Source organism: Paenibacillus glycanilyticus NBRC 16618 (assembly GCF_004000805.1).
Classification (GTDB): domain Bacteria; phylum Bacillota; class Bacilli; order Paenibacillales; family Paenibacillaceae; genus Pristimantibacillus; species Pristimantibacillus glycanilyticus.
Window position 1 is genome coordinate 1 of the sequence record NZ_BILY01000064.1, and the last position, 19,579, is coordinate 19,579.

Genomic DNA, 19,579 nt, shown 5'->3' on the forward strand with positions numbered 1-19,579 from the left:
TCAAGACCCGCCGCTTGCTCTAGCGCTCAAGCCTTACGCTTCCCAAGGCGATAATAACGCACGCGTTCGCCATGGGAGGCTGACATCAAATACTGCTTATCTACCAGATCCAGCATAAGCTTCCGCGCAAACTGCGTGCTAATCCCCAATGCCTTGCTCACCTCCACCGGCGATACGGGATCTAGTTGATAAGATACAATCCGAATAATCTCCCTTTGATGCAGCGTAATCTCCTGGCCTGCTTCCTGACTGTACAGCTTCCCTAGCAGCTGCTGCAGCAATTGCTGGCATTGCCGCGGACGCTCCTTCACGTCGTCGAACGAGAAACGCAGCACGTTCCAGCCATCCAGCACCAAATGATTCTGCCTTTGCAAGCGGTCAGCGAAGCCCCGGCGGTCGATATCCCGGCAATGCGGTCCATAACCGTCAATCTCGATGGCAATCTTATGCGGATGACGAAGGTAGGCGAAGTCCAGAAATCTAACCCCATCCTTAAAGTCGCTCACCTCATACTCGCCATGCAAATACTCCGTCCGTCCGGTTGCCGGCCACCACACTTGCTCCAAGAATAACTTCTCCGCGTGTCCATGCTCTTTAAGCTTCCTTTGTCTCTCACTGCTGCCTGCCTTCAGCTGCTCTGCCAGCCACTCCTTGTAATAGGCCTCGAACATACAAATCCTCCCCAGAAAATAAAATAACCGCCCCCTTCCGTCAGCAACGGAAAAGAGCGGTGTGCTTCACACGCTATTCTAGCTAGTTCCATTATAAACCATGATTTGTAAATTCAACAATCATTCGGCTAAGGAAAGTTCAACAGAACTCCCCCTACCCCTCTCCTCTAATATGCTTTACCGAAGAGGCGATCTGGGCGTACAGCTTGGGATTGGAATGATAGCGGAACAGCTGGAACTGTGGTTTCGTATTGGCCTCAAGCAGCCAGACGCGGTGCTCGGTATCGATCGCGATATCCAGTCCAAGCTCGGTAATGAGCGGAAAATGCTTTTTCATCCCGCGCGCAACCTTAAACGCCATATCCCGAAGCTTCGTCTCCCACGGCTCGCATTCCTGCCTCGTAAGGCCAAGCGCCTGATGCAGCCGGATCGCTTTCCCCCCGCTGCTATGATTCGTCACGAACCGGTTAGGCGCCGCCATCTTGCCCATAACGCCAAAAAACTTCCACGTATCGTCCCGGCGCAAATGCAAAAGGATGCGAAAATCTATGGGGTTCCCGTTAATCTGAATCAGATCGATTCCCTGCTGCATGAGATACCGCTTGGTACCGATCAACTGCTTCAGCTTGATTGCCGCGAATTTCGCGGATTGGAATGAATAACGGCTGTCCTCCGTCCGAATGACGATTCGGCCATCCTTATAATAAACCTTCATGACGCCCTGTCCCTTCATGCCAAGATCCGGCTTCACGAACAGGACGGGGTAACGGTCAATCATGCTGATAAAACCCTTGGGCGTAAATTGCTCCGTATCCGGCAAGTAATCACGGAGCTCTTCTTCACCCGACAGTGCTACATGCTTTAACCATTTGCGCCCCGGATATTTAATCATATAGCCTTTCATGGTGGAATCTCCTCCATTGATGTACAGCAGTTACGTGTCCTTCTGCATGAGGCTAATCGCTTGCTCCATACTATTCCTCCCCCCCGCAAAAAGTACCTTCATCAGACGCCTCCCCCTTGAGGAATAGGCGTTTATCCCATGCCGGACAAATATCATGCTTCATATGATAATACACAGTTCCGACTACAGCTTAAGGCCACAGGACAGGAGAAACAAAGATGAGCGACATCTTAGGAATCATGACCCACCGGATCGGCCATGCGGGAAGCTTTGCTAGACATGCCAAATCAGCCCTCGCCGAGAAGTTCAGCGGCATTCTCGTTTACACCCCTAAAGATGTGAACCTGACAACCCGAAGAATAACAGGCTATGTATATAAAGGCGGAACATGGAGCAGGCAAACCATGCCTTTTCCCCGGATGAACATGGATATCGGATTTTACAAAGGATCGCAAGTCGCCAGAGCCACTCTGGTCAAAAAAGCACCTTCATTCCCTTTTACCGGCTACGGCATCGGTAACAAAATCCGGATCCAGAACCATCTGCTCACTTCCCCCGTTCTGAAGCCGTATCTTCTTCCTACTGAACTGGTGAAGGACTCTAGCAGCTTTTTAGCCTTTGTGAAAAAGTATAATAGCGTCATGCTGAAGCCGATTAACGGCTGGGGCGGCAGAGATATCGTACGCGTCACGCTGGAGCAAGGACAGTACAAAGTGCAAAAAAACGGCGAGCAAACGCGATTAACGAGCGCTGTGGGTATACGTTCGTTAATTAGACGCGCGCTGAGCAAGGAACGCCAAATCATGCAGCAGTGGATCGATATCCGGAACAAGCAAGGAATTATTTACGACATTCGCGCGTTGATGCTGAAGAAAAGCGAAGGGAACTGGGAGACAACGGGGATTGCCGTGCGGGAAGCGCAGCGCGGACGGATTACGTCCAATCTGAAGAGCGGCGGCCATGCCTTTGAAGCAAGCTCCTATCTAAAAAAAGAGTTTGGCGACGAGAAGGGCGAAGCGCTCGCCAAATCCGTCCGCGAACTTGCGGAATATATTCCGACGTTTACGGAAAAATCCTATGGCGCCCGCCTTTGCGAGCTTGGCATTGACCTCGCGGTTGATGTCCACGGCAAGCTGTGGCTGCTTGAAATCAACATCAAGCCGGGAAAAAAAATTATGCGGCAGCTGTATGGACTCAAAGCTTGGGAGCAATGCCTGCATACGCATTTTCAATATGCCCGCAGCCTGCTGTCAAAAACCCAATAAACGGAGATGAATCATGAGTACGGAAATAACGATAGCCGCAGTCGGGGATTTCCTGATGAAGACGCGTATTATTAACTCCTGCAAAGGAGAAAAAGGCTATTCCTTCGACCATCTGTTCGAACCGATCGCCCCTTATCTGCGCAATGCCGATCTGACCATCGGCAACCTGGAAACCGTATTTGCGGGTAAAACCTCCGAGGACGCTTACAGTGTGGTGAAACGCCATCCGCGTACGAACTGGCCTATGTTCAACTGCCCGGATGCTTTTGCCGATACCTTAAAAAATCTTGGCTTTGACTTTGTCTCGACAGCCAATAATCATTGCATGGACAACGGCATTAACGGTCTGAAGCGTACGCTCAGAATTTTGGATGCCAAGGGGATTGCCCATACCGGAACTTACCGGACGCAGAATGAATCGCAAAGTCTAGTCGTGAAAGAAGTCAAAGGCATCAAGATCGGCTTCCTTGCTTATACGAAAACCACGAATAAAATACCGGTTCCCTCGGACCATAAATGGGCGGTTGACCTGATCAATCCGGCCAAAATGGTCTCCGACCTGAAACGGCTGAAAGCCAAAAACGTCGATCTGACTATCGTATGCCTGCATATGGGCAGAGAATACTCGAATTACCCGGTTCAAAAGCAAAAGGATATGGTGCAATTATTATTCAAAAACGGCGCTGACATTATACTCGGCGCCCACTCGCATACCATTCAGCCAGCCGTCTTCTACAAAAGCGGATCGGGTATCCGCAGATTCGCCATTTATTCCCTCGGCAATATCATTTCGACCCGCCTCTATTACAACGACCATACTTTAACCGGACTCATTACTCAGCTCCAGGTGCGCAAGCTTGATGACGGCACGATTCGCATTAAGAAGGTCGACTTTATCCCAACCTGGACGCGGATCAGCAAAACGGGAGGCCGAAGCGCCTTTAAGGTCTTCCCGCTTACCGCCCATTTAAAAAAGCTCGACCCGTCCAGTGCCGAAGCCGTCCGCATGAAAAAGATGATCCAGCATGTCCGCCAGCATATCGTAAAGGATCCCGATTCCGTCAACGCGGAAATCATCTAACCGCAAAAAAATGCCGTACGGATCACTCCGTACGGCATTTCCCTGTCCTTTAAAGCAATTAAATAAGGTTTTACTTTTTAACTGCGGTTTGACTTAAACGGAGAATTCGAATGTTTCTTGAAAAGTGTAACGTCCGCCTTTGTTCGGGGGAATTCTCTTATATTAATAAATTCAATAAATCCCCCGAACAACAGCGGTTGAAAGAAATATTCGAATGCGCAGTTTCTAAATAAAACCGAGTTAATCAGTCAATCCTAGTTAATCACGCGACGTCCCACGATGAAACGCTGTTTATAGTAGCTATCGTTAACGTTCGATACGATAACGTCCTTCGAAGGGCTCGCGTTATGAATCATTTTGCCGTTGCCGATGTAGATGCCGACATGGCCTACGTCTTTATGGTTTTTCGAGCCGCTGTTCCAGAAGAACAGAAGATCGCCTTTTTTGAAGTTGCCGTAGCCTACTTTCGTACCTACTTTAGCTTGATCATCATCATCACGGTTAACCAGGGTAACGCCAACATTAGCAAGTTTATATACAAGTGCTGTGAAGCCGGAGCAATCCGTAGCGTAAGGGGCTTTTTTCTCCTGACGGTTCTGCCAGCTTACATAGTTCACTTTGCCTTTCAGGTTCAATGCGGTGGAAACAATCTTGTTTCTCTTTGCATCCGCAGACATGGCCGCATCCGCGGTCGTGTGCAACAGGGCCGTTACCGGCAAGGCGATAGCTACCAGCAGCATAGCAATTTTAGTCATGAATTTCATTTCAATACTCACTCCCTAACTTGTTGATAGGGCTATTATAGATTGGCTCAGAACCCCAAGGACACCCGCAAAAATTGGAAACGAGCGGTAAATGAAAGCGTTAAGAATGCTGTAATCTAGGCGTTTCTTGAGTCTTATCCACTTTCTGAGAATGCGATGAGTCTTTATGAGTATTTTCTTACTTGTTGCGTCCTATCAACTATGCTATAATCCTGATTTTTCATATTTCGTGTGCGAAATAACGCAAAAAAGCCCGTTCTTCCATCAAGGAAGAGCGGGCTTGGAAAAACTATCTCTTCTATTATAGTGCTTTCAAAGCATTTGCAATTTCGATACACAAATCCTCGGCCTGCGGCACAAAGCCCAGTCGGTCGATAAAAGCATGCGTACATCCCTTGTACCGGATCGTCTTGACCGGTACGCCGGCTGCCGCAAGCTGCCTGCTGTATACCTCCGACTGAATGCGCAGCCCGTCAAATTCAGCTCCTACGCACAACGTACGCGGTAATCCTGCGCTGTCAGCCAGAAGCTGACTGACATAAGGATTACGGACCTCCTCCTCATGCGGCAGATAAAGCTCCCAAGCCTTTCTGCCTTCCGGATCGGCATCGGTAGGCCGTCCAATCCCCAGCATCGGATCAATCATCGCTTTTTGCTCATCCGACATTTCGAATTGGGACAACTCCCACTGATAACCGTTCACCCCGTTAAGGAAGGTCACGCATGGATAAATGAGCACCTGCTGAGCTACCATGCGAGTACCCAGATCCCGGTCCTTGGTTGCTACGGCGGCCGACAGATTGCCGCCGGCACTATCGCCGCCTACCGCAATCCGGTTCCGGTCGATGCCGTATTCCTCGGCATGCTCGTAAATATATTGAACGGCATTAAAGCAATCGTTAAATCCGTTAGGGAACTTATGCTCCGGAGCCAAGGAATAATCAATATTAAAGACTACGGCATCGGCCAGCTCGGCAATCAGCCGGCAAGGGTTCTCCACCGCAAACACGGTACCGCCGATCCAGCCGCCGCCGTGAATATAAATGAGACAAGGTTTATTAGGCTTCCGCATCGATTTGCGCGGATAATACCGCCATAGGCCAACCTCATTGTCGCCAAGCTTTACGCGTTCGTAACCGGTGTAAATCTCCACCGTATTCAAATTACGGTTCGGAAATCCCATGGAATCGCGTATAAGCCGAAGCTGCTCCTCCGGCGACGGAGGCTGGTCCGTGGCAGCCTTTTGTTCCCCCGCCCATTTCCTAATAATCTGAAGCTCGTAGGGATCCAGATAACCGGCCCTTGTCTCTTCCGGATTAACCTTTACAATAACCTGCGTGCCTTTCAAGTTTGCTTCTTCCTGCTGAGCTTGCAGGTCGTTCACGATTTCCTGGCCGTATACTCTCATTGACAGAAGCCTCCCGGGATGTGAAATACGATCCCTTCTTACTTCTCCTTTTGCTTATGAACATCCTTTATTTATTCTTGGCAGGCTGACCGGACGGCAGATAGACCATATGATCATCGTGCTCCGACAAATCCTCCAGCCAAGATGCTTCAGGAGGACAATCCAGCATGATAAAACGGCCTTTTCCTTCTTCTTGATAGTGATGGTATTTCACGTAGGCTTTGCCGCCCTCTATATCAAGCAATTCAACCTTGCCATAATCATGGGCCATCAGAAGCCGGATCCGCTTCCCAAGCTCCGCGGTTAGTTCTTTTGCTTGCTGAACGATGGAGAACTGCGTTTGCAGGGATAGACTAGACTCGGGATAAGAAGGATTAGGACGGTTAATGATAAAGGAATATGGCGAAACCCCGGCCTGGGACAGCTGATCGATCAGCTTGCCTAGCAGAAGAGGATCATTGTTAACGCCCTTGACAATAGGGGTTTGATTAAGAACGATTACGCCCGCCTGGTGAAGGGCATTAAAGGCTTTCTTCGCTTCGGCCGTTACTTCCCTCGGATGGTTAATCGTGGTCATTAAATAGATGCGTTTCTCCGGACTCGAGAACCGGCTTAACATCTCTAACAGTTCATGGTCCTCGTAAATCCTCATCGGATTATGAACCGGCATTCTGGAATCCAGCCTAATCGTGCCGATATGCTCGATATTCCGCAGCTGCTCGATTATTCGGGTCAGCTTTGAAATACCTAACATCAGGCTATCGCCCGTCAGCACAACCTTATGAATTTCGTTATGTTCGGCGATGTACGCAATTCCTTCCGCTGCCTGGGACACGGGAAGAAGAACCATCGACTGATAAATGTGCTTGCAGCCGGCAGCTTCCCAAGTAAACTCCTGGAGCCCGTGAGGGGCTTCCCCCGCAGCAGCAATCAGATGCTTGCGGATCGGATCCTTCGGATCATCCCAGTCAATCAGGTTTAAGTAATAATCATTGACGCGAAAATGCTTCTTAAGCCGTTCTCTTTCCGCCTCCGACAGACCTGCCGATCTACTGTTATCGGCCATTGGTTGTACCATTTCGCATCCCTCCAAAAGGTTATTAAAAGCATCACCTATGCCGGGAAGTCCATCCCACCTCCACGAAAAATGAAAAAAAAGACCCCAGCAGCACAGAGCATGGGTATGGTCTGTGCGCATTTTGGGCCTTTAAAACAGAAAAAGACCCAGCAAGGGTCTATCGTTTGCAATGTTATTCGCAAAAGACCCATCTCAAAGCTGACGAGGTTAGCTGACGGACTCGGGATAGATGGTTCCCTACAGCCGATAACCGGCTGATTCGCCCCAAAAGATTGGTTTCCCCGCTTCTCGGCAACGCCGAGAACTAAGCTTATTATAATTATCTCACAATTCGTAATATTGTCAACAATTAATCAATAAAAATCCCCACCCAATTTCCCGAGGAAGATTGGGCGGGGTTATGTTAAATCTCTGCGGTCATTTCTTATCCACTTGAAGAAGAAATAAGTGCTTAACCGAAAACGTATCCTTGATGGTATCCTCCGAAATAACGTTCAGCTTGATGAGACCGGCGATTTTGGAGGTATCGGGCTTCGAGAGAAGCCGCCATACATCGGGATCGGGAAGAGCAGCATAAAGCTTGCTCTCATCGAATTCCTTGCGCTCCTGGGAAACAATCTTCACCTTGTAGCTGCCTACCTCCAGTTCGGAGAGGTCCAGCTCGGCGCAATGCTGTATAATTTCACCGCGCAGCTCGGATAATTCCTGCTCGATTTCCTTCTGCTTTTGCTTAAGCTGATAATACCGCCTGACTTTGTTATCCTCCACCTTATTCACGCTCCTCTTCATCATATGTATGACGGGGAGCGCGGAATTAGGACTGGATCTTGTCCCGCTATCTAACGGCTAGTCCTCTCTTGCGATAGGCCCAATGATTCGTTGGGCCATGCCCGCTGCCGATGGCAATGCCATCTTCAATGGCGGCCTGTATATAGGCTTTTGCCTGGCGGACAGCTTCCTCGATATCAAGCCCTTGCGCGAGACCTGCAGTAAGAGCAGCCGAATACGTACAGCCGGTCCCATGGGTACGGGCCGTCTCGATCCGTCTGCCTGCCAGCTCGCTGTAGCCGCTGCCGTCGAAAAGCAGATCCACCGCTTCGGTTCCCGCTTCATGCCCGCCCTTGATCAGGACATAACGGGCGCCAAGGCTGGACAGCTTTTTCGCCGCTTCAAGCTTGTCGGCCTTGTTGCGCACGGCCATACCGGTCAGATGCTCGGCTTCCGGAATGTTTGGCGTTACGATCATCGTCAGAGGCAGCAGCTTGCGGGTTAAAGCCCGCACGGCCTCTACCTGAAGGAGCGACGCGCCGCCTTTGGCGATCATAACCGGATCGACCACAACCTTCTTCCAGCCGAAGAAAGCAATCGCCTCGGCTACTTCCTCGATAATCTCGGCACTGAACAACATGCCGGTCTTTAAAGCGTCAACGCCGATATCGCTGCCGACGGAGTGAATCTGGGCCTTTACCGCTTCCTTGGCGAGCGGGAATACGCCTTGCACGCCAAGCGTATTTTGCGCTGTAATCGCCGTCAAAGCAGACATCCCGTAAGCGCCAAGCTCCTGGAACGTTTTTAAATCCGCCTGAATGCCTGCTCCGCCGCCGCTGTCCGAGCCGGCAATCGTCAAAGCCCGGGCTACATTGCCGTTTATGGATTCCGCCATTTGTATTTCACCCCGTTTATCGTTTAGTAGGAAAACCGTTCCGGCGCAAACGCCGGCAGCCTGCTGCCGTTATCGATATAATCGGCCACAACCTGTGCCGTTACCGGGCTTAGAAGAATGCCGTTGCGGTAATGGCCCGCCGCCATAATGACGCGGCCGCCCGATTCCTCTAGCGGTCCAAGCAAAGGGAAACCGTCCTGCGTGGATGGCCGGAGGCCTGCCCAGCGATGGAACGGCTCCCGCTCCTCCAGAAACGGAAACGCCTGCTTGTTCCATTTGCGCAGCCGCTCGATTCCACGCTCCGTAACGGTTGTATCAAAGCCCGCCACATCCTCGGAAGCTCCGCATACGAGCGTACCGTTTTCTTTTGCAACCAAATAGCCCTGATTGCAGAACACCATGTGCTGGACCGGCTTTACTTCCGCTTCATAAGCGCAAATCTGACCGCGGATCGGGTACACCGGAATACGGATGCCGAATATATCCTCAAGCTCCTGTGCCCAGGCGCCGGAGCAGACGATCAGCCGATCCCCGGTAAAGCTCCAGCCGGTCTCGGCGGTAACCACGACATCCTCGCGCCACTTGTCGACGGTTACCGAGCCTAGCTGCTCGAAGATTCGAACGCCGGTCAACCGGCATGCCTGCTCAAGCGCCAACACGTAATCCGGCGCGTACACATGGCTTTCCTCCGGCGTGTAGAGAGCGGCCTTCACCTCGCGGGATAACATCGGCTCCTGTCGGAACAGTTCATCCCCTTCCAGCACAATACCGCTTGATCCATGCTCGTTCTGCCAGAGGCGACGGCCCTCCAGCGCCAGACGGTCTGCCTCGTGATAGGCAATATACAGACTGCCCGAATCGGTATATTCGAAGGTCCTGCCGGATACCTGCCGGACCTCGTCGCGCCAGGACGGATACAGCCGCAGGCTTTCCCTGCACAAGCGGAAGAAATCATCCGGCCCTTCCACATTTTCCGAATAGGGGGCAAGCATTCCGGCCGCAGCCCCGGAGGCCTGCCCGCCGCAGCGGCCAATCTCCAGGACAATAGCCTGATGCCCCCGCTTCTGAAGCTCGAAAGCGCAGGAGAGACCAACTACGCCTCCGCCCATAATGACAATCGTTTCTCCCATGATTAGACCAGCTTTCTATCAAATAATCGGCCGTTACTTCACAATAAACTGCTCGTGACCGCTGCTTGCCGACGCGTAACGCTTTTTCGAAATCCGTCCCGACAAATACGACAGACGACCCGCTTCAATCGCCAGCCTCATCGCCCGCGCCATGCCAACCGGATCCTTCGCTTTGGCAACCGGCGTATTCATTAAGACGCCGGACACGCCAAGCTCCATCGCCTGCGCCACGTCGCTGACCGAGCCAAGGCCCGCGTCCACGATTATCGGCACCTTCGCTTCCTCCACGATCAGACCGATATTATACGGATTCAATATACCAAGCCCGGTACCGATAGGCGCCGCTCCCGGCATGACGGCCGCCGCTCCGGCCTCCTCCAGCCTTTTACACAGAATCGGATCGTCCGAGGTGTAAGGAAGGACCGTAAAGCCTTCCTTGACGAGAATTTCCGTTGCCTTCAGCGTCTCGAGCGGATCGGGCAGCAGCGTGCGCTCGTTGGCGCTAATCTCGACTTTAATCCAATCGCTTAGCCCCGAAGCTCTTGCGAGCCGGGCAATACGAACGGCTTCCTCAGCCGTGCTTGCGCCGGACGTATTCGGCAGAAAGCGGAAGTTTTCCCCTTCCACATGCTGCAGAATCGAATCATCCTCGGTAGAAGCGAGGTTAATCCGGCGAATCGCAAAGGTCAGCACCTCCGCTCCTGACTCCCGGATCGCTTCCTTCTGCACGTAAGGGCTTGGGAATAATCCCGTCCCGATAAAGAACCGCGAGGTGAGCACATGATCCCCGATACGCCATACATCCTTTTTCATCCTACGTTCAGCCTCCCCCGACAAAATGAACCAGCTCTATCTTCATCCGTGGCCTTACTTCCGTATCCGGCCACTGTTCCTTCGCGATAATCTCGCCATCCGCTTCAACGACGACCGGACGCCCTTCCAGCCCAAAATGATGAATGACATCCCCGATCGTGCGGGCATCCAGCTCTTGGGACTCGCCATTAACGATCAGCAGCATGCGAATCTCCCGCTCCTTCCAGCTTGCGGAGGAAGGCCTGGCACGTGCCCGCGACATCGGAGCTTCCGACAATCTCGCTCACCGCGCAAATTCTTGTTGCTCCAGCCGCAAGCACTTCATCCACGTTGCCCAGCTTAATTCCGCCAATCGCGACAAAAGGAATGCGGACCTTTTCCGCTACCTGCCGAACGTATTCGACCGTTACCGGATCAACGACATCCACCTTCGTCTTTGTCGGGAATACCGGCCCAACGCCGATATAGTCGGCGCCTTGCTCCTCCGCAAGCAGCGCTTCCTCAATGGCATGCGTGGAAATGCCAATGATTTTATCTCCGACGCGTTGTCTTGCTTCCATGAGCGAGACATCGTTTTGCCCGAGATGGACACCGTCGGCGTCTACTTCCAGCGCGATATCGATATAGTCGTTGACGATAAACGTCACGCCATATTTCCGAGTCAGCTCCCGCAGCGCCCTCGCCTTGCGCAGCACCTCTTCGGGGCTGCTGTCCTTATCCCGCAGCTGAATAATATCCACGCCACCTTTGATTGCTTCCTCCATCACTTCCAGCATGTCGCGGCCGGGATGGAATTGTTCTCCCGTGATCGCATACAGACGAAAATCCTTCATCCTGCTCTCATCTCCTCTATGTTCAATATCCGATATATCTCGCGTACAGCGTCTTGGCGCGGACAAGATCCTCCGTCCCCTGCACAAGCACCCTGCCGTCCGGGAACAGCACCAGCCGCTCTCCTTCCGGCAGCTCGGCTTTAAGCAAATAAGCGTTAAGCTCTACCTTCACCGCAGCCGGCTCCAGCCGCTTGCTCCATTGCCCCAAATCCAGCGGTCCGTGTCCGCTGATCTGAACCGTGCTGCGGCCGCATAAGGATACCGTCGAATCCGTCTCCGTCACCTGCAGCGCCGGATATTCCTTCAGCTGGCAGCAAGGGCAGTCTTTCTTCGCCTCGCCAAGCTTCATTTCGTAATAATAGTTGCTCCATAAATCGAAGGTAACCAGACTATTCCGTCTGGCTCCATCCGCTTTAACCAAATATTTAAGCGCTTCTACCGCCTGGTAGGAAGCGACAATATCCACAACGGGCGCAATAACGCCAATCGTATCGCAGGTTTGGCCGCCGCTGTCCGCCGAAGGGAGGAAGCAGCGCAGGCAAGGCGTCTTGCCCGGCACCAGAATCGCGCTCATGCCTCGCGAGCTGACCGCGCCCCCGTAGGTGAACGGAATGCCTTTGCTGAAGCACGCATCATTGAGCAGGAACCGGGTCTGGAAGTTATCCGTTCCGTCTAGTACAAGGTCCATGCCGTCAAGCAGCTCATCAATGTTATGGACGGTCACATCCGCCACAACCGCTTCGATCCGCACATCCGAATTGATGCGGCGGAGCTTGCGTTCCGCGGCAATCGCCTTCGGATAACCCTCGCGCACATCGTCTTCGTCATACAGCATCTGGCGCTGCAGATTGCTTTTCTCCACATAATCCCGGTCCACAATGCGGACCCGCCCAACGCCGGCGCGAACCATATGATTCGCCAGCACGGTGCCAAGCGCACCCATTCCGATCACGCATACCGAGCTTTCGCTCAGCTTCCGCTGACCTAATTCGCCGATTGGCGCAAACAGCATTTGCCTTGAATATCTCTCCAGTGTCTCATCCATCTGCCAACCCTCCTAAAAAGAATTGTCACACAAATGGCCTCTTTAAGGCCATTGTGACGATTCTTACTTCGTAAGCATTCGCTTAAAGAATTGTCACACAACTGGCCTCTTTAAGGCCATTGTGGCAATTCTTACTTCGTAAGCATCAACCCATATAACCTATAAGTTGCGGAAAGCATCCGCCGCCTTCACCGGCTTCTTAATCTCACCATGCTCCGTCAGCCAAGTAATAATGTTATTCCAGGAATCCTCGGATTGGCTGGCAAAAGGCTCGTTGCCCGCATCCATCAGTGGCAGCAAAATTTGCAGGCTCTGCTTCTCGATATCCGCATCCAGCGGGAAGTCGGTGCTTTGCTTATCCAGCAGCAGCTTCAACGCTTCATCCGGATGGCTAGCGGTATATTCCTGGCCTTTCGCCGCGGCTGCGAGGAACCGTTTGATCGCGTCGCCTTTGCTATCCAGCTCTTTCTCGCTTGCCGTCAGCACCAGCTCGTAATAATCCGGAACGCCGTAATCCGCGGGGTTAAACGAGATCAGCTTCTCGCCTTCCTTCTCGAGCAGCAGCTTCTCGTGATTGATATAACCGCCGATAATGCCATCGACGCGGTTTGTTGTCATCGCCGGAATCAGATCCCAGCCGATATCGACATAATTTAATTTCGACGGGTCGCCCCCATCCGCCTTCACCATCGTATTAACCATGGCTTCATCGAGCGGTAAGGAAGGATAGCCGATTTTTTTGCCTTCGAGATCCTTGGGCGTCTTGATCCCTGTACCCTCGGCCACAAACAGCTGATTCAGCGGATGGCGCACAATCGCCCCGACCGATACGACCGGGATATCCTCCGAACGGGCAACGGCCACCTGCGTCTGATAGCTGAGCGCCAGATCGGCTTTGCCCGTAGCAACCAGCTTCAGCGCGTCGTTCGTATCGGCAGGCGTCTGAAGCTTGACCTTAAGCCCTTCTTCTTCAAAATACCCTTGTTCCTCCGCCGCATACAAAAACGTATGTACCGCATTGGGGTACCAGTCCAGCAGCACCGTTAACTCTTCCGTCTTTTTCCCGGCGCTGTCGGAGCTGCTGCCGCTCTTCTCCGATGAGCACGCTGTCAGCAGCAAGGCGAATGCAAGACCTACAACTAATCCTGATTTGATGAATCGATTATGATAAGTTCCCAGCATGATACGATATCTCTCCTTAAGAATAAATGGCTATTTAGCGATTTCTTACACGATCTAACTCCGCCGATGCCCCAGCACCAGTCTCTCTATCATTTGCGCGGCAACAAACAAAGCAATCCCCATCAGCGACAAGAGCAGCACGCCGGCGAACACATCGTCGCCGCGAAGCATATTCGCTGCCCTCTTCGTATAGACGCCAAGCCCGGATTCTCCGCCCAGCCACTCCCCAAGCGTAGCTCCGCCGACGCTGATGGCAGCAGCCATTTTAAGCCCGGTGAAGAAGGAGGGCAGCGCGGAAGGAATCTTCCATTTCAGAAACAGCTGCGTTTTGCCCGCCCCCATGGAACGGAGCAGCTCCCCGATCTCGCGGTCCGCCGCGCGGAAGCCGTCCGCCGTATTTACCGCTATCGGGAAGAAGGTAAACAGAATAACAACCGAGATTTTGCTTCCGATCTCGTAACCAAACCACATGACCATAATCGGCGACAACGCGATAATCGGAATAGTCTGCGAAGCTACGATTAACGGATAAATCGTCTTGCGCGCAAGGCTCGAGCTGTCGATCCAGATCGCGGACAACACGCCAAACACGACCGAGAAGGCTAGACCAAGCAGCGCTTCCCATAACGTCAGGGCAAAATGCTTACCCAGCAGCGCTGCGTGATTTAGAAGCGCGGCACAAACATCCGACAGCCGGGGAATGATATAAGCCGGAACATCGAATAGCCGAGTCCCAAGCTCCCAGCCTCCGGCCAGCAGCAAAATAAACAGGAGGATTGGAAGCTTATCCTTAAGCAGCTTCATCACGCTGGACCTCCTTCCGCATGGGAAGTGATCCGGCCAAGCTGCCCAAGAAGCCGTCGCTTCAAATAGGCAAAACGCTCGTCAAGCGTTGTCTCATAGGTACGCGGGCGCGGCAAGTCGACGACAAGCGATTCAAGCTGCGTAATTGGTCTTGATGCCGCAACAAGCACCTGATCCGAGAGCAGCAGCGCTTCGTCGATATCATGCGTAATGAACAGAATCGTCTTCCGGTGAACTTCCCACACCTCAAGCAGCCATTGCTGCATGCTGATCCGGGTCATGGCATCAAGCGCACTGAACGGCTCGTCGAGGAGCATCAGCTCCCCGCCGGCAAGCAAGGAGCGGAGGAACGATACCCGCTGACGCATGCCGCCCGACAGCTCATGCGGATATTTCGCTTCCGTGCCCGCCAGCCCGAGTTCAGGCAGCATCTCAAGTACTCTGCGCCTTGCTTCGCGCTTAGGCACGCCGGCAAGCTCGAGACCGATAGCGGCGTTATCCTGCACCGTCCGCCAAGGCATCAAGCAGTCGCGCTGTGGCATATAACCGATGGTGCTGCGCTGACCGGGAACGGCGCCAGCTGCCGTAATCGTACCGGATTCGGGCTGGAGCAGACCGGCGAGCAGGCGGAACAGGGTGGTTTTGCCCATGCCGCTTGCGGCTACGATACTGACGAATTGCCCCTTGAGTACCTCCAGATCAAGTCCGTCGAAGAGCGGCTCCTCGCCTTCGAACCGGTAGGTCAGCCCTTGAACAGTCAAGCCCGCCGAAGCCGGTAAGCTTTCTTCCCGAGCCCTCTCTACGGTAACCTGCTGCCTGTTCACGCCGGCCACTCTTCCTCTCGGTAGGCCATATCCCAGAACATGTATTCAAGCTTGGAAGCCATGATGAAATGCTGCTCGAGCTTCGCGAGCTCCGGCTCCGGCAAACCTTCCGCCAGCTCATCCATGATGCCGATGCACCAGCTGGTCAGCTCGCCAAACTCCTCGGAGCTGTACATCAGAATCCAGTCACGGTAAAGCGGATGATCAAGCGCTCCGGGCGCTTCGGCGAACAGGACGCCGATCTCCCGATAGCTCCACATGCAAGGCAGTACAGCCGCCGCAACCTCGGCGAGTGAGCCATGCGCGGCAACGTCAAGCAAATATTTGGTATAAGCTATTGTGGTAGGCGACGGTTCCGTACTCTCCAGCTCTTCCCTTGTCACGCCGAATCGCTCGGCGTATTGCCGGTGCAGCCCCATTTCCACGTTCAGAATGGAATGGCACAGCTCGGAGAACTTCCCCATCGTAAGGAGATCGTTAGCCTTAATGCTGCCGTAAGCGAACATTTTGGCATAATCGATTAAGTAAACGTAGTCTTGCTTGAGGTAAAAGATAAACTTCGAGGGATCAAGTGTCCCTGCCTTCAGCTCTTCGAGGAAAGGATGACGGTGACTCCGTTCCCAGATCCCCTTCGAGCTCTCGTACAATCTCCCGGTGAATTTCCCGGTTATTATCGTTTCCGTTTGCATTGCCTTCTGCCACTCCTTTGCTTTAGTAACCTTAGGTAACTAACGAGGGGGCGCTGGAACAACAGAAAAAGCCATCCGCGAATACACGAATGGCTGTAATTCGATCGGTTCTCTACGCCAGCATTACCTGGTTCAGATTAACGGTCAGGCAAACAAGTTGCCTATCTCAGCCGGACTTTATCCAGCACCCGCACGCTTTATGCAATTACACTCACTATAACGGATCTGTGAATATTAGGCAATAACCTATTATTCTTCGCTATCCGGTTTATTCGCTCCGCCGGCTTCTTCCTTCTTGCCTGCTCCGGCCTTCGGCCCTTTGCTGAATACCCGCTTCGCGCTCTTCTTCTTGGCTGCCTTATCCCAGCGGCTCCAGCCCTTCTTGCCGGTTCCTTGCCCGATGCCGCTCTTTTTTGCTTTCGTCAATCGATACCGCTCCCTTGTCCTCTAATACGGTGTATTGTACCAATAGCAGGGCGGTAATAGCAATGTTTAAGCTTAAGCCTCTGGCTCAATCCCGCAGACGCCGTAAAAGAACAAGTGGAGAAATTCCTCGAAAAACTGCTCACCCTTCCCGCTTTGCTGCGCCTCTTCCAGCAGCTTTTGGGATTGCGCGACAAACATGTTCACGTAAGTCAGAATCATCCGCGTCGATACCTTGTCCGAGATTTGTCCCTTCTCTTTGCATTCCTCTATAAAAGCATGCATAAGCGGCATAGCCCGCTGCTGCGTCACCTCGTCGATATAGGCGGTAAAATCCGGATCGCCGCTCATCATCTGCTGAATGAATGCCGGCGTAAAGCGGCGGAACGCTTCCGTATCGGCCTTCACCACATACTCCACGAACTGCTGAAACGTTGGACCGCGGCTCATAAATACTTCGAAATCGTCAACATGCTCCGTAACGTAATGCTTGAAGGCTTCCCGAATGAGAATCTCCTTGCTGCCAAAATAGTTATAGATCGTCACCTGCGACACCCCTGCCTCGGAAGCAATGTCGGCAATGCGGATATGTTTAGGCTCACAGTCCTGAAGCATGGCGAGGACCGTTTCCCTGATCTTTGCTTTAAGCAGCTCGGCTCTTTTTTCGAATCCGTTCATGTTACCCTCCGGCTCTCTCCAATAAATATGAACTAATGAAATTATAGCACATAAATATTTCATAACCCCATTGACTTCTCTTTTAGCCGAGCCTATCATAATGATGAAATATAGAACTAATAAAATTTCATAATTTTTCGAAAGAAGGTGCGGTCAGCATGCTGGTCGTAGACGGGTTGACGAAGCTTTTTCCGGGCGGCAAAGGGATTACCGATGTGTCCTTTACCGTGGAGCAAGGGGAGGTATTTGGCTTTCTTGGTCCTAACGGCGCCGGGAAATCCACAACGATCCGCCATATTATGGGCTTCATGAAGCCCGACCGCGGAAGCGCGTCGATTAAAGGGCTGGATACATGGAAGCAGCAAGGGACCGTGCAGAGGCTGGTCGGCTATTTGCCGGGAGAGATCTCTTTCATCGAAGGCATGAATGGCAAGGAATTTCTGGCGTTTCTCGCCCGCATGCAGCGCGTGGACAGTTCGGCCCGGCGCCAGGAACTGATCGAACGGCTTCAGTTCGACGTCTCCACACCGATCCGTAAAATGTCCAAAGGGATGAAGCAAAAGGTCGGCATCGTTGCGGCTTTTATGCATAGACCGGAGCTGATTATTCTGGATGAGCCGACTTCCGGCCTCGATCCGCTCATGCAGCAGCTGTTCATCGAGCTTGTGCTGGAGGAGAAAGCCCGCGGCACCACCTTCCTCATGTCCTCCCACAGCTTCCCGGAAATTGAGCGGACCTGCGACCGCGCCGCGATTATAAAGGACGGTCGTTTGGTCGCGACCAACAACATTCACGAGCTGCAGTCGATGCAGCGGAAGCTGGTTGCGATCGTGTTCGAGCATCCGGAGGATGCGGAGGCTTTTGCGCAGAGCGGCCGCGTGCCTGTGGAATCCCGTGACGGAAGGCGGGTTACCGTTGCCGTGCAAGGCAATTATAACGAGCTGATTCATGAAGCCGCGAAATACAAGGTGCGGAGCCTGGACATTACGGCGCAAAATCTCGAAGACGTCTTTATGCAGTACTATGACCGGAAGAATGGAACGGGCGGAAAGGAGGCTGCCGCTTTATGAACTTTCCCCTATTCAAGCAAATGATGAAGATCCATTTGAAAGGCATGAGCAATTATGCGTTTGGCTCGGCCTTCTACATTCTGCTTATGTTCTGGCTGTATCCCGGCATAGCCGACAATACGGGCGCTTTAAATGAATTGATTAAATCGATGCCGGAAGGCGTTGTTAGCGCCTTTAATATCCAAGGCGGCTTCGGCAGCATGGAGGCTTTTATCTCCGGCGAATATTACGGGCTTATCCTCCCGCTTCTGCTCTCGATCTTCAGCATCATGCTGTCGACCGGTCTCATGGCAAGAATGGTGGATCAGGGCTCGATGTCTTATCTGCTGTCCACGCCAACGACCCGCAGGCAGGTTGCCGTAACCCAGGCAAGTGTTTTGTCCATGGGCCTTCTCGTTATTATGCTGGTCACAACAGGTGCCGGACTTCTCGGCTATGTATGGTTTATCGGAGATAAGTTCGAATTCAACGGAGCTCGTTACTTGGAGATGAACGTGGTTGCCTGGATGCTGTTTATCGCGGCAAGCGGCATTGCCTTCCTCATCTCTTCCGTTATGAACGATGAGAAAAAGGCGCTTGGCACCTCCGGTTTTATCGTCATCGGCATGTTCGCGCTCGATATGCTTGGCAAAATCAGCGACAACGTCGAATGGCTGCGGTACATCTCGATCTTCGCGCTGTACCGGCCAAGCGATATTGCCGCCGGCAGCGGCGATCCGCTGCTCTCCTCGCTCGTGCTGCTCGCGATTGGCATCGCCTGCTTTGCCGCGGGCGTTATCTCCTTCAGCAGGCGGGATCTGCCGCTGTAACGGGAACCGATAGCTGGCGGCGGCGTGGCAAGATGCGGAGCTAGTCAGCGAGGCCGCATCCGGCCACCCCGCCGGCGGCACACACTCAATCTCGTCGGGGTACTCACGTGCCTGCCTTTAATTGCCGTTAAGGTCCCTAAAGGGCCTTAACGGCTTTCTTTTTGTCTTTGCAAGTCAGCTTAAGGTCCCTGAGGGATCTTAAGTGCGCAACCATTGGCTTTTTACTTGCCAATTCAAGCATAACGTTAATCCTTAAGGTCACTAAGGGACCTTAAGGACCTCAATTTTCACCTTACGGAGCCGCTTAAAGCCCATTAGGGACCTTATCTGGTTAGCTCTCCAACACACTTTAAGCCACCCCACCCTTAACACCGTCGGCATCCCACTAAACCTAAGCAAATAAGACCCTCGCGGGGTCTTATGATCACCAATATTACTTCACTTT

Annotated in this window: 22 protein-coding genes and 1 riboswitch; of the genes, 4 read left to right on the forward strand and 18 right to left on the reverse strand. The window is 52.7% G+C overall.

Annotated features, from left to right (window positions below; all coding sequences use genetic code 11):
• Nucleotides 1–26 precede the first annotated feature (26 nt).
• Complete coding sequence (locus PGL01S_RS29365; RefSeq protein WP_127499072.1) at nucleotides 27–671, reverse strand: putative endonuclease domain-containing protein; 645 nt, start codon at nucleotides 669–671, stop codon at nucleotides 27–29.
• A gap of 154 nt (nucleotides 672–825) precedes the next feature.
• Nucleotides 826–1,575, reverse strand: a complete 750-nt coding sequence (locus PGL01S_RS29370) for a YheC/YheD family protein (protein WP_127499074.1) — start codon at nucleotides 1,573–1,575, stop codon at nucleotides 826–828.
• Between the two features lie 218 nt (nucleotides 1,576–1,793).
• On the opposite strand from PGL01S_RS29370, the gene PGL01S_RS29375 reads away from it, so the two are divergent.
• Together PGL01S_RS29375 and PGL01S_RS29380 are read left to right on the forward strand one after the other, a co-directional pair.
• Entirely contained in the window at nucleotides 1,794–2,840 is a 1,047-nt protein-coding gene (locus PGL01S_RS29375) for a YheC/YheD family endospore coat-associated protein (RefSeq protein WP_127499076.1), read from the forward strand.
• Nucleotides 2,841–2,853: 13 nt separating this feature from the next.
• Nucleotides 2,854–3,921: a CapA family protein gene (locus PGL01S_RS29380; protein WP_127499078.1), complete on the forward strand. Its 1,068-nt coding sequence runs from the start codon at nucleotides 2,854–2,856 to the stop codon at nucleotides 3,919–3,921.
• A 254-nt stretch (nucleotides 3,922–4,175) separates the two neighbouring features.
• On the opposite strand, the gene PGL01S_RS29385 is transcribed toward PGL01S_RS29380, so the two are convergent.
• The 16 genes from PGL01S_RS29385 to PGL01S_RS29460 all read right to left on the reverse strand — a co-directional run bounded on the left by PGL01S_RS29385 (nucleotide 4,176) and on the right by PGL01S_RS29460 (nucleotide 17,255).
• Nucleotides 4,176–4,685: a C40 family peptidase gene (locus PGL01S_RS29385; RefSeq protein ID WP_127499080.1), complete on the reverse strand. Its 510-nt coding sequence runs from the start codon at nucleotides 4,683–4,685 to the stop codon at nucleotides 4,176–4,178.
• 301 nt (nucleotides 4,686–4,986) lie between these two features.
• Nucleotides 4,987–6,093, reverse strand: a complete 1,107-nt coding sequence (locus tag PGL01S_RS29390) for an alpha/beta hydrolase (RefSeq protein ID WP_127499082.1) — start codon at nucleotides 6,091–6,093, stop codon at nucleotides 4,987–4,989.
• Nucleotides 6,094–6,160: 67 nt separating this feature from the next.
• Complete coding sequence (locus PGL01S_RS29395; RefSeq protein WP_127499084.1) at nucleotides 6,161–7,171, reverse strand: KamA family radical SAM protein; 1,011 nt, start codon at nucleotides 7,169–7,171, stop codon at nucleotides 6,161–6,163.
• Between the two features lie 182 nt (nucleotides 7,172–7,353).
• Nucleotides 7,354–7,492: riboswitch (cyclic di-AMP (ydaO/yuaA leader) on the reverse strand.
• A 96-nt stretch (nucleotides 7,493–7,588) separates the two neighbouring features.
• A complete protein-coding gene (locus PGL01S_RS29400) occupies nucleotides 7,589–7,939 on the reverse strand; it encodes a hypothetical protein (protein WP_127499086.1) in 351 nt (116 codons plus the stop codon).
• A 67-nt stretch (nucleotides 7,940–8,006) separates the two neighbouring features.
• On the reverse strand, nucleotides 8,007–8,834 hold the full coding sequence (gene thiD / locus PGL01S_RS29405; protein ID WP_127499088.1) for a bifunctional hydroxymethylpyrimidine kinase/phosphomethylpyrimidine kinase: 828 nt from the start codon (nucleotides 8,832–8,834) through the stop codon (nucleotides 8,007–8,009).
• 23 nt (nucleotides 8,835–8,857) lie between these two features.
• Entirely contained in the window at nucleotides 8,858–9,964 is a 1,107-nt protein-coding gene (gene thiO / locus PGL01S_RS29410) for a glycine oxidase ThiO (protein ID WP_127499090.1), read from the reverse strand.
• Nucleotides 9,965–9,997: 33 nt separating this feature from the next.
• A complete protein-coding gene (locus tag PGL01S_RS29415; RefSeq protein WP_127499092.1) occupies nucleotides 9,998–10,777 on the reverse strand; it encodes a thiazole synthase in 780 nt (259 codons plus the stop codon).
• Between the two features lie 7 nt (nucleotides 10,778–10,784).
• Entirely contained in the window at nucleotides 10,785–10,982 is a 198-nt protein-coding gene (thiS, locus tag PGL01S_RS29420; RefSeq protein ID WP_127499094.1) for a sulfur carrier protein ThiS, read from the reverse strand.
• On the reverse strand, nucleotides 10,966–11,610 hold the full coding sequence (gene thiE, locus PGL01S_RS29425) for a thiamine phosphate synthase (protein WP_127499096.1): 645 nt from the start codon (nucleotides 11,608–11,610) through the stop codon (nucleotides 10,966–10,968). Before thiE ends, thiS begins: the two co-directional genes overlap by 17 nt.
• A gap of 22 nt (nucleotides 11,611–11,632) precedes the next feature.
• Nucleotides 11,633–12,655 (reverse strand): thiazole biosynthesis adenylyltransferase ThiF, encoded by a 1,023-nt coding sequence (locus tag PGL01S_RS29430; RefSeq protein ID WP_127499098.1) that lies wholly within the window; start codon nucleotides 12,653–12,655, stop codon nucleotides 11,633–11,635.
• A 159-nt stretch (nucleotides 12,656–12,814) separates the two neighbouring features.
• On the reverse strand, nucleotides 12,815–13,837 hold the full coding sequence (locus PGL01S_RS29435) for an ABC transporter substrate-binding protein (protein ID WP_164775631.1): 1,023 nt from the start codon (nucleotides 13,835–13,837) through the stop codon (nucleotides 12,815–12,817).
• Between the two features lie 54 nt (nucleotides 13,838–13,891).
• On the reverse strand, nucleotides 13,892–14,641 hold the full coding sequence (locus PGL01S_RS29440) for an ABC transporter permease (protein WP_127499101.1): 750 nt from the start codon (nucleotides 14,639–14,641) through the stop codon (nucleotides 13,892–13,894).
• The gene (locus PGL01S_RS29445; RefSeq protein ID WP_127499103.1) at nucleotides 14,641–15,465 is read right to left on the reverse strand and encodes an ABC transporter ATP-binding protein; all 825 of its coding nucleotides are present in this window, start codon (nucleotides 15,463–15,465) and stop codon (nucleotides 14,641–14,643) included. The genes PGL01S_RS29440 and PGL01S_RS29445 overlap by 1 nt, the downstream gene beginning before the upstream one ends.
• Nucleotides 15,462–16,154 (reverse strand): thiaminase II, encoded by a 693-nt coding sequence (gene tenA / locus PGL01S_RS29450; protein ID WP_127499105.1) that lies wholly within the window; start codon nucleotides 16,152–16,154, stop codon nucleotides 15,462–15,464. Before tenA ends, PGL01S_RS29445 begins: the two co-directional genes overlap by 4 nt.
• A gap of 249 nt (nucleotides 16,155–16,403) precedes the next feature.
• Nucleotides 16,404–16,580, reverse strand: coding sequence for a DUF3934 family protein (locus tag PGL01S_RS29455; RefSeq protein ID WP_127499107.1), 177 nt, complete (start codon nucleotides 16,578–16,580; stop codon nucleotides 16,404–16,406).
• 72 nt (nucleotides 16,581–16,652) lie between these two features.
• Nucleotides 16,653–17,255: a TetR/AcrR family transcriptional regulator gene (locus PGL01S_RS29460; protein WP_164775632.1), complete on the reverse strand. Its 603-nt coding sequence runs from the start codon at nucleotides 17,253–17,255 to the stop codon at nucleotides 16,653–16,655.
• Between the two features lie 158 nt (nucleotides 17,256–17,413).
• Here PGL01S_RS29460 and PGL01S_RS29465 point away from each other — a divergent pair, with 158 nt between their 5' ends.
• Nucleotides 17,414–18,325 carry an ABC transporter ATP-binding protein gene (locus PGL01S_RS29465; protein WP_127499111.1) on the forward strand — a complete coding sequence of 304 codons (912 nt, stop codon included), beginning with the start codon at nucleotides 17,414–17,416 and terminating at the stop codon, nucleotides 18,323–18,325.
• Entirely contained in the window at nucleotides 18,322–19,134 is an 813-nt protein-coding gene (locus PGL01S_RS29470; RefSeq protein WP_127499114.1) for an ABC transporter permease subunit, read from the forward strand. Before PGL01S_RS29465 ends, PGL01S_RS29470 begins: the two co-directional genes overlap by 4 nt.
• Nucleotides 19,135–19,579 lie beyond the last annotated feature (445 nt).

Excerpts from the sequence above, each read along its gene's own strand:
- PGL01S_RS29365 (WP_127499072.1), bottom strand. The coding sequence starts at position 671 with ATGTTCGAGGCCTATTACAAGGAGTGGCTGGCAGAGCAGCTGAAGGCA.
- PGL01S_RS29370 (WP_127499074.1), bottom strand. The coding sequence starts at position 1,575 with ATGAAAGGCTATATGATTAAATATCCGGGGCGCAAATGGTTAAAGCAT.
- PGL01S_RS29375 (WP_127499076.1), top strand. The coding sequence starts at position 1,794 with ATGAGCGACATCTTAGGAATCATGACCCACCGGATCGGCCATGCGGGA.
- PGL01S_RS29380 (WP_127499078.1), top strand. The coding sequence starts at position 2,854 with ATGAGTACGGAAATAACGATAGCCGCAGTCGGGGATTTCCTGATGAAG.
- PGL01S_RS29385 (WP_127499080.1), bottom strand. The coding sequence starts at position 4,685 with ATGAAATTCATGACTAAAATTGCTATGCTGCTGGTAGCTATCGCCTTG.
- PGL01S_RS29390 (WP_127499082.1), bottom strand. The coding sequence starts at position 6,093 with ATGAGAGTATACGGCCAGGAAATCGTGAACGACCTGCAAGCTCAGCAG.
- PGL01S_RS29395 (WP_127499084.1), bottom strand. The coding sequence starts at position 7,171 with ATGGTACAACCAATGGCCGATAACAGTAGATCGGCAGGTCTGTCGGAG.
- thiD (WP_127499088.1), bottom strand. The coding sequence starts at position 8,834 with ATGGCGGAATCCATAAACGGCAATGTAGCCCGGGCTTTGACGATTGCC.
- thiO (WP_127499090.1), bottom strand. The coding sequence starts at position 9,964 with ATGGGAGAAACGATTGTCATTATGGGCGGAGGCGTAGTTGGTCTCTCC.
- PGL01S_RS29415 (WP_127499092.1), bottom strand. The coding sequence starts at position 10,777 with ATGAAAAAGGATGTATGGCGTATCGGGGATCATGTGCTCACCTCGCGG.
- thiS (WP_127499094.1), bottom strand. The coding sequence starts at position 10,982 with ATGCTGCTGATCGTTAATGGCGAGTCCCAAGAGCTGGATGCCCGCACG.
- thiE (WP_127499096.1), bottom strand. The coding sequence starts at position 11,610 with ATGAAGGATTTTCGTCTGTATGCGATCACGGGAGAACAATTCCATCCC.
- PGL01S_RS29430 (WP_127499098.1), bottom strand. The coding sequence starts at position 12,655 with ATGGATGAGACACTGGAGAGATATTCAAGGCAAATGCTGTTTGCGCCA.
- PGL01S_RS29435 (WP_164775631.1), bottom strand. The coding sequence starts at position 13,837 with ATGCTGGGAACTTATCATAATCGATTCATCAAATCAGGATTAGTTGTA.
- PGL01S_RS29440 (WP_127499101.1), bottom strand. The coding sequence starts at position 14,641 with ATGAAGCTGCTTAAGGATAAGCTTCCAATCCTCCTGTTTATTTTGCTG.
- tenA (WP_127499105.1), bottom strand. The coding sequence starts at position 16,154 with ATGCAAACGGAAACGATAATAACCGGGAAATTCACCGGGAGATTGTAC.
- PGL01S_RS29460 (WP_164775632.1), bottom strand. The coding sequence starts at position 17,255 with ATGAACGGATTCGAAAAAAGAGCCGAGCTGCTTAAAGCAAAGATCAGG.
- PGL01S_RS29465 (WP_127499111.1), top strand. The coding sequence starts at position 17,414 with ATGCTGGTCGTAGACGGGTTGACGAAGCTTTTTCCGGGCGGCAAAGGG.
- PGL01S_RS29470 (WP_127499114.1), top strand. The coding sequence starts at position 18,322 with ATGAACTTTCCCCTATTCAAGCAAATGATGAAGATCCATTTGAAAGGC.